This window comes from Desulfuromonas thiophila (assembly GCF_900101955.1).
Classification (GTDB): Bacteria; Desulfobacterota; Desulfuromonadia; order Desulfuromonadales; family Desulfuromonadaceae; genus Pseudodesulfuromonas; species Pseudodesulfuromonas thiophila.
Genome location: NZ_FNAQ01000012.1, coordinates 60,506 through 78,710, shown reverse-complemented (window position 1 = coordinate 78,710; position 18,205 = coordinate 60,506). Strand labels below are relative to the sequence as shown.

The 18,205-nt window shown below is 60.2% G+C and carries 10 protein-coding genes and 1 rRNA gene; 1 reads left to right on the top strand and 10 read right to left on the bottom strand.

Features of this window, described 5'->3' with window-relative positions; genetic code table 11:
• Positions 1-199: 199 nt before the first annotated feature.
• A 5S ribosomal RNA gene (rrf, locus tag BLR80_RS09735) occupies positions 200-316 on the top strand.
• A 189-nt stretch (positions 317-505) separates the two neighbouring features.
• Here rrf and BLR80_RS09730 read toward each other — a convergent pair.
• From BLR80_RS09730 to BLR80_RS09685, 10 genes are all read right to left on the bottom strand, one after another.
• Positions 506-1,627: an ABC transporter permease gene (locus BLR80_RS09730; RefSeq protein ID WP_092079334.1), complete on the bottom strand. Its 1,122-nt coding sequence runs from the start codon at positions 1,625-1,627 to the stop codon at positions 506-508.
• 2 nt (positions 1,628-1,629) lie between these two features.
• On the bottom strand, positions 1,630-4,386 hold the full coding sequence (rbbA, locus tag BLR80_RS09725; protein WP_092079332.1) for a ribosome-associated ATPase/putative transporter RbbA: 2,757 nt from the start codon (positions 4,384-4,386) through the stop codon (positions 1,630-1,632).
• Positions 4,383-5,462, bottom strand: a complete 1,080-nt coding sequence (locus BLR80_RS09720; protein ID WP_092079329.1) for an HlyD family secretion protein — start codon at positions 5,460-5,462, stop codon at positions 4,383-4,385. Before BLR80_RS09720 ends, rbbA begins: the two co-directional genes overlap by 4 nt.
• A 22-nt stretch (positions 5,463-5,484) precedes the next feature.
• Positions 5,485-6,912: an efflux transporter outer membrane subunit gene (locus tag BLR80_RS09715; protein ID WP_092079326.1), complete on the bottom strand. Its 1,428-nt coding sequence runs from the start codon at positions 6,910-6,912 to the stop codon at positions 5,485-5,487.
• A 3-nt stretch (positions 6,913-6,915) separates the two neighbouring features.
• A complete protein-coding gene (locus BLR80_RS09710; protein ID WP_092079323.1) occupies positions 6,916-10,062 on the bottom strand; it encodes an efflux RND transporter permease subunit in 3,147 nt (1,048 codons plus the stop codon).
• Between the two features lie 12 nt (positions 10,063-10,074).
• Entirely contained in the window at positions 10,075-11,235 is a 1,161-nt protein-coding gene (locus BLR80_RS09705; protein ID WP_092079320.1) for an efflux RND transporter periplasmic adaptor subunit, read from the bottom strand.
• 179 nt (positions 11,236-11,414) lie between these two features.
• Positions 11,415-12,779: a sigma-54-dependent transcriptional regulator gene (locus tag BLR80_RS09700; RefSeq protein WP_092079318.1), complete on the bottom strand. Its 1,365-nt coding sequence runs from the start codon at positions 12,777-12,779 to the stop codon at positions 11,415-11,417.
• A gap of 18 nt (positions 12,780-12,797) precedes the next feature.
• Positions 12,798-15,035, bottom strand: a complete 2,238-nt coding sequence (locus BLR80_RS09695) for a sensor histidine kinase (protein WP_092079315.1) — start codon at positions 15,033-15,035, stop codon at positions 12,798-12,800.
• Between the two features lie 180 nt (positions 15,036-15,215).
• The gene (lpxC, locus tag BLR80_RS09690) at positions 15,216-16,139 is read right to left on the bottom strand and encodes a UDP-3-O-acyl-N-acetylglucosamine deacetylase (protein ID WP_092079313.1); all 924 of its coding nucleotides are present in this window, start codon (positions 16,137-16,139) and stop codon (positions 15,216-15,218) included.
• Positions 16,140-16,504: 365 nt separating this feature from the next.
• Positions 16,505-18,199 carry an ABC1 kinase family protein gene (locus BLR80_RS09685; RefSeq protein WP_092079310.1) on the bottom strand — a complete coding sequence of 565 codons (1,695 nt, stop codon included), beginning with the start codon at positions 18,197-18,199 and terminating at the stop codon, positions 16,505-16,507.
• Positions 18,200-18,205 lie beyond the last annotated feature (6 nt).

Sequence of the window (18,205 nt, the reverse complement as noted above, 5' to 3'; positions counted from 1 at the left end):
AAGCACAGCAATGTGTTCAGCTAACCGGTACTAATTGACCGTGAGGCTTGACCATAAAAAGTTTTTTCCAGTGCAAGGGGCGAGGTTCGCCTCGCCCCAAGCCTGAAAATACCGATGCACTTGCCAATGTGCCTTACCTGCTTGATGTGCGTAATGATCGTCTTAGCAATTGCCAAAAACGTTTTTAAGAAAAACGCTTTTCGGCGGCTATAGCGCGAAGGCAACACCTGTTCCCATCCCGAACACAGAAGTTAAGCTTCGCTGCGCCGATGATACTGCACGGGTGACTGTGTGGGAAAGTAGGTCGCCGCCGAATTTTTTCTCCGAAAAAGGACTCACAACTGTGAGTCCTTTTTTTTGTCAAAAGAGCACCTGTGCAGTGCTGCCGATCATACTCCCCCGCTTCCATTTCCCTGCTCATCAGAACACCCAATCAGAACACCATTGAACGATAACGTAAAATTTCATTCGCTTTATTGACGAAGCACGGCAGTGTCATTCTTTTTCAGGACAACTGACTGAGTGTTTTGCGAAAACGCGCCAGGGAATAACTGAAGAACAGCAGGCCAATAATGAACAGGGCAAGCAGTTGCGGCCAGACGATGTCAATGCCGGCACCACGGTAGAGAATGCTTTGTGCCAGGATGACAAAGTGGGTGTTGGGTGCCGCCAGCATGATAAGCCGAACCAGTTCGGGCATGCTTTCGCGAGGGGTGGTGCCGCCGGATAGAATCTGTAGCGGCAATAGAACCAACATCATCAGTAGGGCGAACTGGGGCATGGAGCGGGCCAGGGTGGCAATGAGAATGCCTAGCGCGGTGGTGGCAAACAGGTGTAGTGCTGTCCCGGCCAGGAACAGCGTTTTCGAGCCTTCAATGGGCATGGCAAGCAGGCCCTCCATGATTATGACGAGGGAACCGGCGGTTGCCAGCAGCACCACCAGTGCCATGGCCCAGATTTTTGCTGCCATAATCTCGAACGGGGTGACAGGCATGACCAGCAGATGCTCAATGGTGCCATGCTCACGTTCTCGCAGCAAGGCCGCGCCCGTCAGAATGATTGACAGGAGAGTGACGTTGTCGATCAATTTCATGACACCGCCAAACCAGGCATTGTTTAATTCGGGATTAAACCGTGCCCGTAGCGCCAAGGTCACCGTGTTGCCGTCCGAAGTGGCCGGGGTGCGCAGGTGGTCGCTGATCTCTCGCTGAACAATTGCCTGAACGTGGCCATTACCGGTAAAAGCTTGGCTCATACGCGTGGCATCGATATTCAGCTGGATGACTGGCTGGCGCCCGGCCAGCAGGTCATGCTGGAAATTGGGAGGGATATTCAGAGCGAAGGTGTCCAGCCCGGCATCCATTCGGGCGTCCATGGCGGTGTGATCGATTATGACCGGCGGCATGAACTGGGGAGGATAGAAGGCGGCGATGATGCGTTGTGACAAAGGCGAGCGATCCTCATCGACAATGGCAATGGGAGCTTTGTGCAGGGTTTCCGGTATGGCCGTGGCCGCGACATAGATAGCCAACGTAAAGGCATACAGAATCAGGACCAGCATGCCCGGATCGCGCAGCAGGCTGCGCAATTCCTTAACCCCCAAATGCAGTACATTGGCGATGCGCATGCTTAACGCTCCTGTTTTTTCAGCAGCAGGGTGCCCAGGCCGATTAAAACCGGAACAGTCAGCAACAGTGGCCAGATGGCGCCTTGCAGTTCGGCTAAGGTCAGGGCCTTGGCAAAGGTCCCGCGACAGATCGTCAGAAAATGGGTGGTAGGGTAGATGGCACCGAACAGTGCGCCGAATCCTTCCAGAGAGGACACCGGATCGAGCAGGCCGGAGAACTGCACCGCTGGCAGGATCGTCAGCAGGGCGGTGCCGAATAGGGCCGCTATCTGGCTGCGCATGAAGGTGGAGATAAGCAGACCCAAGGCTGTGGCAGACATGACATAGAGCAGTGCGCCCAGACTCAAGGCGGTCAGACTGCCCGTCAAAGGAACGGCAAAAATCGTGACCGCCAGGATGGTCAGAGCTGTAAAATTGAACAGGGCCAGAAGAACATAGGGGCCTTGTTTGCCGAGCAGAAATTCCAACCGGGTGATAGGCGTCACATAGAGATTGACGATGGAACCCAACTCCTTTTCACGCACCACCGACAGTGCGGTAAGCATGGCGGGAATCATCATCAGCAGTAGTGGCATGATGGCTGGTACCATGGCCGGCAGGCTTTTGACGTCGGGATTATAGCGGTAGCGGGTTTCAATGGCGGCCATGGGCAGGACGCCGCCGCCTTTGCTGTGCTGGCGGTAGTGGCGCGCGAGCCACTGGTTGTGCATGCCCTGGACATAGCCCTGGAGAGTTTCGGCCCGGCTGGGCATGGCGCCATCAACCCAGGCACCGATGCTGACTGGGCTGCCGCGGTAAAGATCGCGGGCAAAGCCTGGAGGAATTTCCAACGCCAGACTGATGGTGCCGCTGCGCAGCCGCCGGTCGAGGTCGGCATCGTTTGTTAGCGGAGCGTCTTCGATAAAGTAGCGTGATCCGGCCAGATTGAGGGCATAATCGCGGCTGAGGCTGGTTTGGTCGTAGTCCAGCACAGCGTAGGCAAGATCCTCCACGTCCATGCTGATGCCGTAACCCATCACCAGCATCAGAATCAAGCTGCCCAGCAGTGAAAGTGTCAGACGGATGGGATCGCGGCGCAATTCCAGCGCTTCGCGGTGACTGTAGCTGGCCAGACGCTGCAGACTGAAACGGTGCGGGGCCGCCGTGACAGACTCTGTTGCTGGCGCGACCGCCAGAGGTTGTGCCGGAAGCTGGTCGGATGTGGCCTGTTCCAGGTAGTGAATGAAGGCTTGTTCCAGGTCGGTTGTGCCGCTGCTCTGGAGCAACCCTTGCGGGCTGTCGCTGATCAGTACCCGTCCAGCATGCATCAGCGAGATGCGGTCGCAACGGGCGGCTTCGTTCATGAAATGGGTGGAAATGAAGATGGTGACCTGATCATTGCGGGCCAGATCGATCAGCAATTGCCAGAAAGCATCCCGCGCTACCGGATCGACACCCGAGGTCGGTTCGTCGAGAATCAGCATTTCTGGTCGGTGAATCAGCGCTGCCGCCAGGGAGAGCCGCTGGCGCTGTCCCAGCGGTAGGCTGGCCGGCAGGCTGTCAAGCACTTCGGTCAGGTTGAAACGGGCAGCCAGCTCGGCGATACGGGCTGGAATCCCTTGCCGTGGCAGGGCAAACAGGCGGGCATGCAGCTGCAGGTTCTGCCGGACAGTCAGTTCGTTGTAGAGCGAAAATGCCTGCGTCATATAGCCGACCCGCCGGCGGGTAGCCAGATCCCGCGCGTCGACCGGTTGACCGAACAGCCAGGCATTGCCGGAGGTCGCGGGCAGCAGGCCGGTAAGCATCTTCATAGTGGTGGTTTTGCCACAGCCGTTGGAACCCAGAAAGCCGAAGATTTCGCCGCGCCGGATGCAAAAGCTGACCCGATCTACCGCCGTGAAGCGGCCGAAGCGCATCGTCAGATCGCGGGCTTCAATGGCGACAGGATTTTCTCCAGTGGTATTGCGCGGGTGGGAGACGATGGGCTGATATCCGGCGCGCTGCTCCTGCGGCAGCAGGGCGATAAAGGCTTCTTCCAAGCTGCCGCTATGGCTGCGAGCGAGCAGTTGCGCCGGTGTGCCGACTGCCAGTACGGTGCCGCGGTGCAGAGCCACCAGCGAGTCAAAGCGGGCCGCCTCTTCCATGTAGGCTGTGGCTACCAGGACGCACAGGGTTGGGCGTTGCTGGCGGATGCGGCCGATCAGTTCCCAGAACTGGCGGCGCGACAGGGGATCGACGCCGGTGGTTGGTTCGTCGAGAATCAGCAGGTCAGGGTCGTGAATCAGGGCGCAGCACAGGCCAAGCTTCTGCTTCATGCCGCCAGAGAGCTTCCCGGCCGGTCGGTCGGCAAAAGGGGTCAGCCCTGTCGCCTGCAGCAACTCTGCGATACGATGCTGCCGCTGCGTTGCATTATGGCCAAACAAACGGGCAAAAAAATCAGCATTTTCCCATACCGACAGGGTGGGGTAAAGATTCCTGCCCAGACCCTGCGGCATGTAGGCGATGCGTGGACAGACCGCCTGACGATGATGACGGCAGGCCATCGAGCCTCCGAGAACCTCCAGTTGTCCGCTCTGCAGTTTGCGGGCACCGGCGATCAGGGCCAGCAGGCTGGATTTGCCGACACCATCAGGGCCGATGAAGCCGATCATGCAATTGGCGGGCAGCAGTAGATCAATGTGCTGCAAGGCGGTGACGGAACCGTAGCTTAGGCTGACATCAGCAAGACGAACAGCAGGGGCGGTGCCATTGGTCAGGTGCGGAGCAGCCGCTGAGTTCATGGCAGTGAACGCAGCTGCAGATGGGGGGGCCAGTCGGCCTGTGGGTTGAGCCGTACATAAGCGACACCTGGCAGGCCGGTTTTTACCTGCTCGATATGGCGGCGCAGCAATTCCGGCGCGATCTGGGCCTTGATGCGGAACATCAATTTTTCCCGTTCGCTGGCGGTCTCAACGGTTTTTGGTGTGAATTGGGCTTCGCTGGCGACAAAGGAGACCCGCGCCGGGATCACCAGCCCAGGCGCGGCATCGAGAATCAGCCGGGCTTCAGCGCCCAGCGCCAGACGGCCCGCCTGGGCCGTCGGCAAAAAGAAGGTCATGGAGACATCGGTCAGGTCGAGCAGGGTCAGGACAATGCCGCCGGCACCGAGAACCTCGCCGGGCTGGGCGACGCGGAATTGCACCCGGCCGTCGCGGGGAGACTTCAGGGCGCTGTCATCAAGATCGGCCTGTAAGCGCTCGATGGTGGCTTGAGCCGCATCAACCGCGGCTTCCGCGCCGATGATCTGAGCCTGGGCCGTGACAATGGCTGCCTGCGCCGCCATGACCTGAGCCTGGGCCGCCCGCAGAACCGCCTGGGCGCCGAGGAACGCAGCCTCATCATCGTCCAGCTGTTGCAGGGGGATGGCATGACTGCGGGTCAGCTGGCGGGAGCGCTCCAATCGTTTGCGTGCCACCTCCAGTTCGGCCTGGCGCTGGGCAACCACCGCCTCGGTTGCGACCTTTTCGCTGTGCAACTGGGCCTGCCGACTGCGAGCCACTTCCACACCGATTTCGGCCTGTCGCAGGTGAGCCCGAGCCTCACGCAGCTGGGCTCGCAATGCCGCCGTGTCCATGCGGGCGAGGATAGCGCCGGCACGGACAAAGTCACCGTCGTTAACCTGAATCTCCTGCACCCGGCCAGCAACCTTGGTGGCCACCTGAATCTCCACCGCTTCGATACGGCCATTGCCTTGGGCAAAATCCTCTGACGGGCGCTTCTGGTGCAGCAGCTGATAGCTCCACAACAGCCCCAGTCCAAGGATGCCGCCACTGAGTAACAGCGTCAGGAATTTTTTCAGCAGGGCCGGCAACGACATGACGAGGCTTCCCCCCCCCGTTTCACGATGGTTCGGATGTGTACCAACCGCCGCCGAGTGCCCGGTACAGGCTGGTACGGTTGAGCTGGCGGCCGAGTTCGGTACTGATCAGTTCCTGCTGGGCCCGGTAGAGCGCACGCTGCGAATCCAGCACATTGAGATAACTGTCGATGCCCTGCTGATAGCGCGCCTGGGACAGATTGTAGCTGTTTGCGGTGGCATCAACCAGTGAGCGCTGGGCCTGTAACTGGGTATCGAGGGTGCCAAAAGCCGCCAGGGCGTCGGCTACCTCACGAAAGGCGGTTTGAATCGCTTTGTCATAACGCGCCAGCAGCAGATCACGCTCGGTTTCGGCGACCCTCAGGCGCAGCCGGTTGCGCTGAGCGTCGAAGATGGGAACCGAGATCTGGGGGGTAAAACTCCAGGCCAGCGAGCCGGCCTGAAACAAATCGGTCAGTTCGGCGCTGGCGCTGCCGAAAGAACCAAGCAGGTGAATGCTGGGGAAAAAGGCGGCGCGGGCAGCACCAATGTTGGCATAGGCGGCGCGTAACTGATGTTCTGCCTGCAGGATGTCGGGGCGCTGCAGCAGAACCTGGGAAGGCAGGCCGATGGCCGGTTCACTGATGGCAATGCGGATATCCTGCAGCCCCTCGGGCAGCAGGTTGGCGGGGATGGCGCTGCCGACCAGCAGCGTCAGTGCGTTTTGGTCCTGAGCCACCAGCCGGCTGTAGCGGGCAATATCGATGCGGGCGTTGTCGACACTGGTTTGGGCCTGGTGCAGATCGAGGGCCGAGGAAATGCCGGCGTCGTAACGACTTTGGATGAGGCGATAAGAGGCTTCCTGACTGGTCAGGGTCTCGCGCGCCAGGCGCAGATGCTCCTGATCGGCCGCCAGGGTCAACCAGGCGCTGGCCACCTCCGCTACCAGGCCGATGTGGACGGCCCGGCGGGCTTCTTCCGTGGCCAGATAGGTTTGCAGGGCCTGGTCCCTCAGGCTGCGGATACGTCCGAACAGATCGAGTTCGTAAGCGCTCACCCCCAAGCCTGCCCGGTATTCGCTGGTGATGCGCGACTGTCCGGTGCCGCTGAGATCCGCCGGCCGTCGCTCGCGATAGCCCTGGGCCTCAGCATCTACCTGGGGCAGCAGCGCAGCCCCCTCAATCTGAAACTGAGCTCGGCTTTGTTCGATAGCGATAACGGCCTGGCGCAGATCGCGGTTGTTGGCAATGGCCAGAGACAGCAGCTGCTGCAGGCGCTGGTCAGGAAATACCTGTCCCAGCGGCAGATGCATTGCCAGAGGGCCGGCGTTGTCCGCCAGTGTTGGATAGGCAGCACCTGCGGGCCAGTGGCTGCTGCTGGCCGGTGCGGGAGTTTCATAGGGCGGTGCCAGGGTGGCGCAACCTGTCAGGCACAGCAGGCAACAGAGCAGGGCGGCTAAACGTCTGCGCATGGGTTAAACCTCAACGTGGGAAGAAGTCTCTTGCTCGGGGCGCACCGGGAACAGGCGCCGGACCACAACAAAGAAGATGGGCACGAACAGCAGGCCCAGGAAGGTGGCGCTGAGCATGCCGCCGGCCATGCTGGTGCCGATGGCATTCTGGGCACCGGAACTGGCCCCCTTGCTCAGCGCCAGTGGCAGTACGCCGATGATGAAGGTCATGGCGGTCATCAGAATCGGCCGCAGCCGCAGGCGGGCACCTTCCAACGTGGCTTCGATCAGGCCCATGCCCTGTTCCATCAATTCCTTGGCGAACTCGACAATCATGATCGCATTACGCGCCGACAAGCCGATGGTGGTCAGAATGGCGATCTGGAAATAGATGTCGTTGGAAAAACCGCGCAGCGTGGCTGCGGTCACCGCGCCGATTACCCCCAAAGGTACCACCAGCATAACAGAAAAAGGCACTGCCCAGCTTTCATACAGTGCTGCCAGACAGAGAAACACCACCAGCAGGGAGATCGCGTAGGCGATAGGGGCCTGGGCGCCGCCCAGCCGTTCCTCGTAAGACAGTCCCGTCCATTCGAAACCGATGCCGGCGGGCAACTGGCTGGCCAGTTTTTCCATCTCCGCCATGGCGTCGCCGGTGCTGTAACCTGGGGCCGCCTGGCCGAGAATCTGGCGCGAGGGCAAGCCGTTATAGCGTTCCAGCCGCGGCGAGGCGTAGCTCCATGTGGCTGTGGTGAAGGCTGAGAATGGCACCATGGCCCCGCTGGCGTTACGCACATACCAGCGGTCAATATCCTGTGGCTGCATGCGGAACGGGGCGCCGGCCTGCAAATAAACCTTCTTGACCCGGCCGTTTTCAATAAAGTCGTTGACGTAGGCACTGCCCCAGACGCTGCTGATCACCTCGTTGATGGCCGCTGGTTGCAGGCCCAGAGCGCCGGCCCGCTCGTCATCCAGCAGCAGCCGGAATTCCGGCGTGTCATCCTGACCGTTGGGTCGTACCGCCATCAGTACCGGATTTTTGGCTGCCATGCCAAGCAACTGGTTGCGGGCCGCCATCAGGCTGTTGTGTCCCAGCCCGGCCCGATCCTGCAGCTGAAAGTCAAAGCCGTTGGCCGTGCCCAGTTCCATCACTGCGGGAGGAACAAAGGCAAAAACCAGGGCGTCCTTGATCTGCGAAAAGGCTCTCATGGCCCGTCCCGCCACGGCGGCCACTCGCTGGTCGGGACGGTGGCGCAGGTGCCAATCCTTGAGCTTGACGAAGGCCAGGCCCATGTTCTGACCGCGTCCGGCGAAGCTGAAACCGGAAACGGTCAACACCGATTCAATGGCTTCAGCTTCATTTTCCAGAAAATGACGCTCGATTTGCTGAATGACCTCGAAGGTGCGATTGGCTGTCGCTCCGGCTGGCAGCTGTAACTGACAGAGAATGTAGCCCTGATCCTCCTCGGGCAGAAAGGCCGTCGGCATACGGACAAAGAGGTAGCCGAGCAGGCTGCAAATCAATGCAAACAGCAAGAGGAACCGACCGGTACGGCGCACGGACCAGCCGACGATGGACTGATACAGGCCACTGCTGTAATCGAAGGCCCGGTTGAAGCCACGAAAGAAGCCCTTGAACCAGCTGCCTTCGGCGGCGATGTGGCCCTTGTGTACCGGCTTGAGCATGGTAGCGCACAGTGCCGGGGTCAGGATGAGAGCGACCAGAACCGACAGCAGCATGGCCGAAACCATGGTGATGGAAAACTGGCGGTAGATGACGCCGGTGGAGCCGCCGAAAAACGCCATTGGAATAAACACGGCCACCAGCACCAGAGCGATGCCCCAGAGGGCGCTGGTGATCTGCTCCATCGACTTGATGGTGGCCTCCTTGGGCGGCAGTCCCTCCTCCGTCATGAGCCGTTCGACGTTTTCCACCACCACGATGGCATCGTCGATCAGCAGGCCAATGGCCAAAACCATGGCGAACATGGTCAGGGTGTTGATGGAAAAACCCGTGGCGGCCAGAATGCCGAAGGTGCCAAGCAGCACCACCGGTACCGCGATGGTTGGAATCAGGGTCGCCCGGATGTTCTGCAAAAACAGGAACATGATGACGAATACCAGCAGCACCGCCTCAATCAGGGTGCGCACCACGCCCTGGATGGAGAGCTTGACGAAGGGGGTGGTATCGTAGGGAAACACGAAAGACATGCCCGGCGGGAAATAGGCCGAGAGTTCCTCCATCTTGTTCTTGATGACGGTGGCGGTATCCAGCGCGTTGGCGTCCGACGCCAGGCGGATGCCGAGGCCGGCGACCGGCATGCCCTTGTAACGGGCCTGAATGTCGTAATTTTCGGTGCCGACCTCACAGCGGGCGACATCCCTGAGCCGAACCGAAGCGCCACTGGCGCTGGTGCGCAGCAAGATCTCGTTGAATTGCTCCGGCGTCTGCAACAGGCTGCGGGCGGTGATGGTGGCATTGAGTTGCTGCCCCGCCGTGGCCGGGTTGCCGCCGAACTGGCCACCGGAGACCTGGGCGTTTTGAGCCTGCAGGGCTGCGATGACATCGTTGCTGGTCAGGCCGTAGCTGTAGAGTCTGTCCGGATCAAGCCAGATGCGCATGGCATTTTGCGAGCCGAACATCTGCACCTCGCCAACGCCGGGCAGGCGGCTGACGATGTCCTGAATATTGGCGACGGCGTAGTCGGCCAGATCAAAGCGGCTCATGGAGCCATCCTCGGAGATCAGGCCGATGATCAGCAGAAAATTGCGCGTTGATTTGGTGACGGAAATCCCCTGCCGCTTGACCGCTTCCGGCAGCATGGGTTCGGCCAGTTGCAGCTTGTTTTGAACCTGTACCTGGGCGATGTCGGGATCGGTACCGGCCTTGAAGGTCAGCGTGATGGTGGCATAGCCGGCCGAATCGCTGTTGGAGGCCATGTAAATCAGGTTGTCGATGCCGTTAAGTTTTTGCTCGATGACCTGAGTGACGGTGTCCTGCACCGTCTGGGCCGAAGCGCCGGGATAGACCACATTAATGGAAATCTGCGGCGGGGCAATGGCCGGATACTGCGCCACCGGCAAGGTCAGGATCGACAGCAGGCCGGCCAGCATCACGATGATGGCCAGAACCCAGGCAAAAATCGGCCGGTTGATGAAAAAACGTGCCATGAACGCCGCTCCTTATTCTGCTGCCGTGCCGGCGAAAGGCACCGTGCTCACCTTCATCCCCGGCCGGATTTTCTGTATGCCTTCCAGGATGATTTCCTCGCCGCCCTGCAAACCCGAACGGACCAGCCAGTTATGGTCCACGGCCCGCTCGACCTCAATCGGCCGCTGCGTTACGGTGCCATCGGCTTCCACCAGCAGAACCGTTGCCGTGCCGTCGGGCAGGCGGCTGACTGCCCGCTGGGGAACCAACAGGGCCTGTTCCAGGGTCCCCTCTTCAACCTGGGCGCGGACAAACAGGCCTGGCAGCAGCAGGTGCTGGGGGTTGTCAAAACGGCAGCGCAGGGTGACCGAGCCGGTCGCTTCGTCAACACTGATGTCGGAAAATTGCAGGGTGCCGGTCTGGGGATAGGGGCTGCCGTCCTCCAACTCCAGGCGTACCCTGGCGCTGGCAGCCCTGGCGGTGTCCTGGGTCGCCATCAGTGAGCGTTTGAGCCGCAGCAGTTCGGCACTTGACTGGGTCAGGTCGACGTAGACCGGGTCAATCTGCTGGATGGTAGCCAGTGGCGCTGTCTGATGGGTGGAGACCAGTGCGCCGGTGGTCACGTTGGAGATGCCGATGCGACCGCTGATGGGGGCGGTGATGCGGGTGTAATCCAGATAGATCTGCTGCAGGTCCCGGGCTGCCGCCGCCGAAGCGATTCGGGCCTGCGCCTGCTTAAGGGCAGCATGGACATCGTCGTATTCCTGCTGGCTCACCGCCTTGACCTCGACCAGTTCTCGCAGGCGCCGTTCCTTGAGTTGCAGGGTGACCAGATCGGCTTCGGCTTCCAGCAGCACGGCTGCGGTGCTGGCCAGTTGAGCACGGTAGATGGCCGGGTCGATCTGGTAGAGCACTTGGCCCTGGCGTACGTCGCTGCCTTCGGTGAACTGCCGTTTCAGGATATGGCCTTCCACCTGGGGACGCACTTCGGCCACCAGATAGGCACTGACACGGCCCGGCAGGCGCGTACTCAGGGTCAGTGGCTGGGGCTCAAGCCGCAGCACGGAAACCTGGGGCGGCGCGGACTGCGGGGTCTGGGGCGCCGCATCGGAAGTGCGCTGGCAGCCGGACAGGCACAGGCCGAGCAACAGCAGGAGAAGAACAGCGAAGTTACCTGAAAGCGGTCGTTTCATAAAAACCTCGGGCAGATGGCTGGAAAGGTTGTGACAAGGCAGCGGGAGGATTGTCGCCGGCCGGAATCGGCTCAGACCAGGAGCCGATTGACTGATCAGTCAGTTTGGCAGGCGGCATTATCTTTTGGGATCGGCTGGCAAAAGTCAAGGGGGAAAAGAGCGATCCTAGCCGCAGTGGGTTACTGTTTTTCCAGTTCCAGCCCCAGGCTTTTGATCTTGCGGTGCAGGTTGGAACGCTCCAGGCCGATGACCTCGGCGGTCCGCGATACGTTCCAGTCGTTTTCCTCCAGCTTGGTGCGGATAAACTCCTTTTCGAATTCCTCGCGTGCCTGCTTGTAATTGTCGCATTCCAGGGCGATGCGCAACTCCTCGCCACTGTCGCCGCCACCACGCAACTCGGCCGGCAGGGCGGCCAGGTCAATGCGTTCACCTGGGGTCATGATGACCAGCCGCTCAATCAGGTTTTTCAGCTCACGCACGTTGCCGGGCCAATGATGGGTGCTTAAGGCCTGCAATACCTCAGGGCTGAGCTGCTTGATCTCGGCATTCTCCTTGCGGCAGTAGGCCCGCAGAAAATGTTCCGCCAACAGCGCAATATCCTGCCGCCGCTCTCGCAGGGGGGGCACATGAAAAGGCAGAACATTCAGGCGGTAGAACAGGTCTTCGCGGAAGTTGCCGGTGCGGATTTCCTCTTCCAGATTCTTGTTGGTGGCGGCGATGACCCGCACGTCAACCTCGATGGTGCGTTCGCCGCCCACCCGTTCAAATTTGTGCTCCTGCAGGATGCGTAGCACCTTGGCCTGGGTTTTCAGGCTCATGTCACCGATTTCATCGAGAAACAGGGTGCCTTCGTGGGCCTGGTCGAATTTCCCCTTGCGCTTGCCGGTGGCGCCGGTAAAGGCGCCTTTTTCGTGACCGAACAGCTCCGACTCGATCAGATCTTCGGGAATGGCGGCGCAGTTGACCTCGATGAAGGGTTTGTCGCTGCGGCGTGACTGGCTGTGGATGGCACGGGCCACCAGCTCCTTGCCGGTGCCGTTTTCGCCGGTAATCAGCACCCAACCCGAGGTCGGCGCGGCAATGCCAATCTGTTGCTTGAGTTCACGGATGGGCGGGCTGTTGCCGATCATGCTGTAGTCGCGGTAGATGCGGGCTTTAAGACTGCGGTTTTCGCTGACCAGCTGGTGGACCTTGAAGGCGTTCTGGATACATACCAGCAGTTTTTCGAACGAAAGGGGCTTTTCGACAAAATCGTAGGCGCCCAGTTTGGTAGCGGTTACAGCGGTTTCGATGGTGGCGTGGCCGCTCATCATGATGACCTGGGGCTCGTCGGGCAACTGGCGAATTTTTTTGAGAACCTCAATGCCATCCATGCCGGGCATCCAGATATCAAGCAGCACCAGGTCGGGTTTTTCCTCGCTGATCAGCTGCAGTGCCGTTTCGCCATCGGCAGCGGTGCTGGTCTGAAAACCTTCGTCCTGCAGGATGCCGGTGAGGCTGGTGCGGATGTTCAGTTCATCATCAACAACCAGAATGTGTTTCATATAACGCATCTCCCGTTGTCAGGGGTGAGCCGTGGGCAACGGCAGTTCAATGACGATTTCAGTGCCGCGCGGTGGATTGTCCTTCACGCGAATGTAGCCGTTATGGTCCGAGATGATGGTGGCGACAATCGCCAGGCCCAGACCGGTGCCGCTTTTTTTGGTGGAAAAGTAGGGTTCGAACAGGCGTGGCTTGTCCTGCTCGGGAATGCCGCAGCCGTTGTCGCGCACCCGCAGGGTGGCCATGTGCAGGGAAAGGTTGTGCTCGGTCAGCAGTTCGATGACACCGGCCTGGGGCTGTTGCTCGACGGCATGGACGGCGTTGTCGAGCAGATTGAGCAGTACCCGCTTGATCTGTTCGCGATCCAGTTCGATCAGCGGCAGGTCTGTCGCAGGCTGGAAATTGAACTGGATATCGCGATGGCCTTGCTGGTAGAGCACCAGGGTTTCACGGATCAGGTTGTTGAGATTCTCCGGCGCCGGATTGGCGGCCGGCATGCGGGCGAAGCTGGAGAATTCGTTAACCAGGTTTTTCAGGTCGTCGACCTGGCTGATGATCATGCGGGTACATTCGTCGAACACGGGATCTTCAGCGTTGAAGCGGTCGAGATAGCGCCGTCGCAGGCGCTGGGCCGACAGTTGCACCGGCGTCAGTGGGTTCTTGATTTCGTGGGCGATGCGGCGCGCCACCTCTCGCCAGGCCGCCATGCGCTGGGCTTTTTGCAGATGGGTCAGGTCGTCGAATACAATGACGGTACCCATCACCTGACCGTTTTCGTCATACAGGCGGGTGGCGTTGAGCAGCAGGGTCAGCTGCTGGCCTTGCACGCTCAGGGCGATCTGGCGGCGCACGGTTTCCTTGCCGGAACTGATCAGCTCGGCTAAAAACCCACGGATGACATTGAGTTGCTCCTGATTGACGATATCGCGGTAATGCTTGCCGAGCACCTGGCTGGCGCTGATCTTGAGCATTTTTTCGGCGGATTTGTTGATGGTGGTGAGCAGCCCCTGGCTGTCCAGGGAAATGACCCCGGCGGTGACGTTGCGCAGCACAATCTCCATATAGCGGCGCCGCTGGTCGAGTTCGATGTTGGAGTTTTGCAATTCGGTATGGGCCTGGTGAATGCGCAGACGTTCGCGGCGCAGTTCGGTGGTCATCTTGTCGAAGGCGTCGATCAAAAGGCCGATTTCGTCGTCGCTCGGCGGCGGCAGCTGCACATCAAGGTCGTCTCGACCGATCTGACGGGTGGCGATGACCAGCTCCTGGATGGGGTCGGTGATGGAGCGGGCGATACGCAGACCGAACCAGCTGGCCAAAAAGATGATGACCAGCGCGATCAGCAGCAGCACGGCAATGTACCCCTGCTTGATCTTGCCCTTGAGTTGCTGGGCTTCCTTGTACTGCTGGTAGGAGCTGGAAATCTCCTGCATCTTGTTAACCAGCGAATAGGGGACATGGTAGTTGACCACCACCACGCCGACGAAATCCTTTTCGTTCCAGTTGGAGCGTACCGGCACCACGCCGCGGATCAGATCGGCCTTGCCCGTCGGGGTCACGCGGGTGAAACGGTTACCCTGCAGTGCCTCGTTGATGGTGGCCGAGCCCGGATCGGTAAAGTCGGCCAGTGGCACCAGCGGGTTGGAAGCCCGCACCAGTTCCTCGTGGGTGGCGGAAAATACCTCCACCACGCCCAGATTGTATTCGCGTTGCTTGCGGCTGATCAGTTCGCGCAGAGCGTCAAGATTGCCTTCGTTGAGCAGCTTGCCTTCCTTGATTTGGCCGGCGAGTTGCTCGGCGTAATACAGGGCATTGGTGGCAGAATTTTTGTAATAGGTCTGGGCAACGGACAGCGATTCGGTCAGTGAGCGTTCGATCTCGTTGCTGAACCAGTTTTCGATGGAATTGGTGATGAAGCCGGCCGAAACAAAGAACAGCAGCAGGGTCGGTACCAGCGACAAAGAGACGAAGGCCAGCACCAGCCGGGTGCGCAGGCGGGCGCCCGGCAGATGGCGCCGCCGTTCAACGAAGATCTTGAACAGATTACGGAAGATCAGAAACAGGAACAGAACAATCAGCAGAATATTGAGGTTGATCAGCGCCAGCACCAGAATGTTGTTGGACAACTGGATCTGCGCGGCCTGTTCGTAAAGATAGCGTTCCAAAAACGGGAAGGTGCACAGCAGCGCGATGGTGACCAGAATCAGACCCCATTCGCGGCGACGTTTGCGCAGTTCCCGAGGCGGCTGCTGTTCAGACATGGGCGAAGCTCTTCTTAAAGGACGGTCGGGGGCGGTTTTGCGGGGTCGCCGGCATGATGGCACGGGCCGGGAGTGGCTGCAACGGTTTTGCCCGGCATGCCAAACGTGCAGGGGCTGTCCGCGAACGGACAGCCCCTGTGTCATGTTGAGCAGCGCCGCTGTGTCAGACGGGCCACAGCATCAGGCCTGCACCAGATCAGGATTGAAAGCCGGCAAGGGCAGGCGCAGGGCCTCAGCCACCGCCGCTTCAGAAAATTCGACGAAACGCCAGCTGTCCGGCGTGGCGAGAATCTTCTCCACCATCTTGTGGTTGATGTCGTGGCCGGCCTTGTACGATTTGATGTGACCCAGCAGACCGTAGCCAAGCAGAGCAAAATCGCCGAGGGTATCAAGAATCTTGTGGCGCACGAATTCGTCGCCATAGCGCAGTCCCTCAGGGTTGAGGATGCTGTCCTTGCCGATAACGACGGCATTGGCAAGGGATCCTCCCCGGGCCAGACCGACCGATTTGAGGTACTCTACCTCTTCAAGGAAGCCGAAGGTGCGGGCCGACGCGATTTCGCTGCAGAAGCTTTCCGTTGAAAGCTTGAAGGAGCGTTGCTGCTGGCGGATGCAGGGGTGGCTGAAGTTCAGATCGAAGCTGACGCGCAAAAAGCGCGAAGGAATGAGGCTGACACGTTTTTCACCTTCGACCAGGGTCAGCGGTTTGGTAATGGCGATCACCTTGCGGCTACGCGCCAGCCGGGCGATGCCGGCCTGATGGATCAGGCGGATAAAGGGCGCGGCACTGCCATCGAGGATCGGAACCTCGGGGCCGTCGATCTCAATGACGAGATTGTCGATCTGGCAGGCAACCAGCGCCGCCATCAGGTGTTCGATAGTGGAGACGCGCAGATCACCCTTGCCGATGACAGTGGCCATGCGGGTATCCACGACATTGGCCGAGAGCGCTTCGATCACGCGGGATTTGTCACCTTCGCTGCGGTGGAAGAGGATGCCGGTGCCAGCGGCGGCCGGCAGCAGACGCATGGTGATTTCCCGCCCGGTATGCAGGCCGATGCCCTTGAGGGTGGCGGCTTTAGCGATGGTGCATTGGTAGATCATATGCCAATCAATCCTTGGTCAGCAAACACTGTGGTTCCCGGTCGACAGGTGCGGCCGCAGAATCCGCGAAGGGTTGTGTCTCTCCGTTTAGCACGGATCGTGCCATTGATGCGATTCTCCTAACTGATCGTAATGTCAGGATTTGGTTTGGGTGGCTTGGGAGAGATAGCGCAGAAACTGTGGTTTCTGGGGCGGGCGGCTGTGGCGGCGATGCCACACTGTGTTGTTCTGGTTAGCGTACAGGGGCAGGATGCTGGCCGTTTCCTGGTCAGGGTTTGGCCTGTCGGGGTTGAAAGGGCGCTTTGGGGGCATTCTGACGCAGCTGGTTTGGCAATGGATTTTTCAGCTGCTGCGGCGAGGACCTGTCACAGTCGACCGGAGCTGAGGACCCCTATGGCCAGCCACAACCCCAGCAGGGCAGCGATGCTGTAACCGAGCAGCCCCAGCGCCGGCAGGCCGAACAACTGCGGTCCGGCACCGGTCTGTACGATGAGGGAGGAACCGATGATGAGAGAGCCGATCAGAAAACTAAAGGACAGGCGGTTGCTCGATTTGTCCAGATCGCGGATCAGTCGCTCCAGCCCGCGATGTTCCAGATCGATCTTGAAGCTGTTGCTGTTGAGGCGTAACAGCACCTCGCGGATGTCGTGGGGCAGGCTGCGCGCCAGATCAAGATAGGCGCGCAGGCAGTTGAGGGTCTGGCGGCCGAGGTGTTCCGATGACAGCCGGTGTTTGAGCAGGGCGCGGACGTTGGGTTCGATCTGTTCGATCAGATTGAAATCGGGATCAAGTCGGCGGCCGATGCCTTCGATGGTGACCAGGGCTTTGGTCAGCAGCATCAGGTCGGCCGGAAAGCGGATGTGGTGCCGGCCCATCAGGGCGATGAATTCGGTCATCAGTTTGAAGCTATCGATCTGCTTCAGGGGGCGCTGATGATAGTCGTCAATGAATTCAAGCAGATCGCGGCGCAGGGCCGGCAGGTCGATTTCGCTGGTGCGTGGCCGTCGGGTCAGCAGAACCTCGGCCAGCATGTCGGTATCCTTGCGAAAGAGGCCCAGCAGCAGGTTGGCCAACTGCTGACGCAGTTCGTCGTCGAGATGACCGACCATGCCAAAATCGAGAAAGCAGATGCGGCCATCGGCCAATACCCGCAGATTGCCGGGATGGGGGTCGCCGTGAAACAGGCCGTGATGAACCACCTGGGTAAGAAAACATTGGGCGCCGCGCCGGGCCAGCTCGGGCAGGTCGTGTCCGGCGCGGCGCAGGCCATCAAGGTCGTCGATCTTGCAGCCGTCAATCAGTTCCAGCGTCAGCAGGGCTTCACTGCTGTAGTCCCAGAACACCTCCGGTACGTACAGATGCGGGTCGCCGGCGAAGTTGCTGCGAAAACGACACAGGCTGTGAGCCTCCTTGGTGAAGTCGAGCTCGCGGTAGAGGGTACGGCGGAACTCGCGCACCAGTTGCAGCGGCGACACCAGCGAGGTGCGGTCCTGGTTGTTTTCCAGCAGGCCGGCGAGTCCCTCAAGAATGTCCAGATCGGTGGCAATGACCGCCTCAATGCCGGGTCGCTGCACCTTCAGGGCGACCTGCCGACCGTCGTGCAGGCGGGCGCGGTGGACCTGGGCGATGGATGCTGCCGCCAGCGGTGTCGGATCAACGGTGCCGAACAGGCTTTGCGGCGGTGCGCCCAGCTCGGTCGTCAGCCGCTGTTCGATGGCGCTCCAGGGCAGGGGCGCGACATGGTCCTGCAGGCGGTTGAGTTCGCGGATATAGCTGGCCGGCAGCAGGTCGGGGCGGGTAGATAGCAACTGGCCGAATTTGATAAAGGTCGGCCCGAGTTCCTCCAGTGCCATGCGCAGCCGTTGTTCGGCCGGCAGACGCTCCAGGGCGGAAAGCTGCTGGCGTTGGCGACGGATCAATCGTCGCGCCCGCTCCAGGTAATAATCGATATTGAGCTGTTCGACCAGATGGTCAAAACCATAGGTCACCAGGACCGCGAGGATTTCGCGATAGCGGCGCAGGGAACGCAGGTTGCGGTCAAGGTGCAGGAATGGCAGCATCCGGTC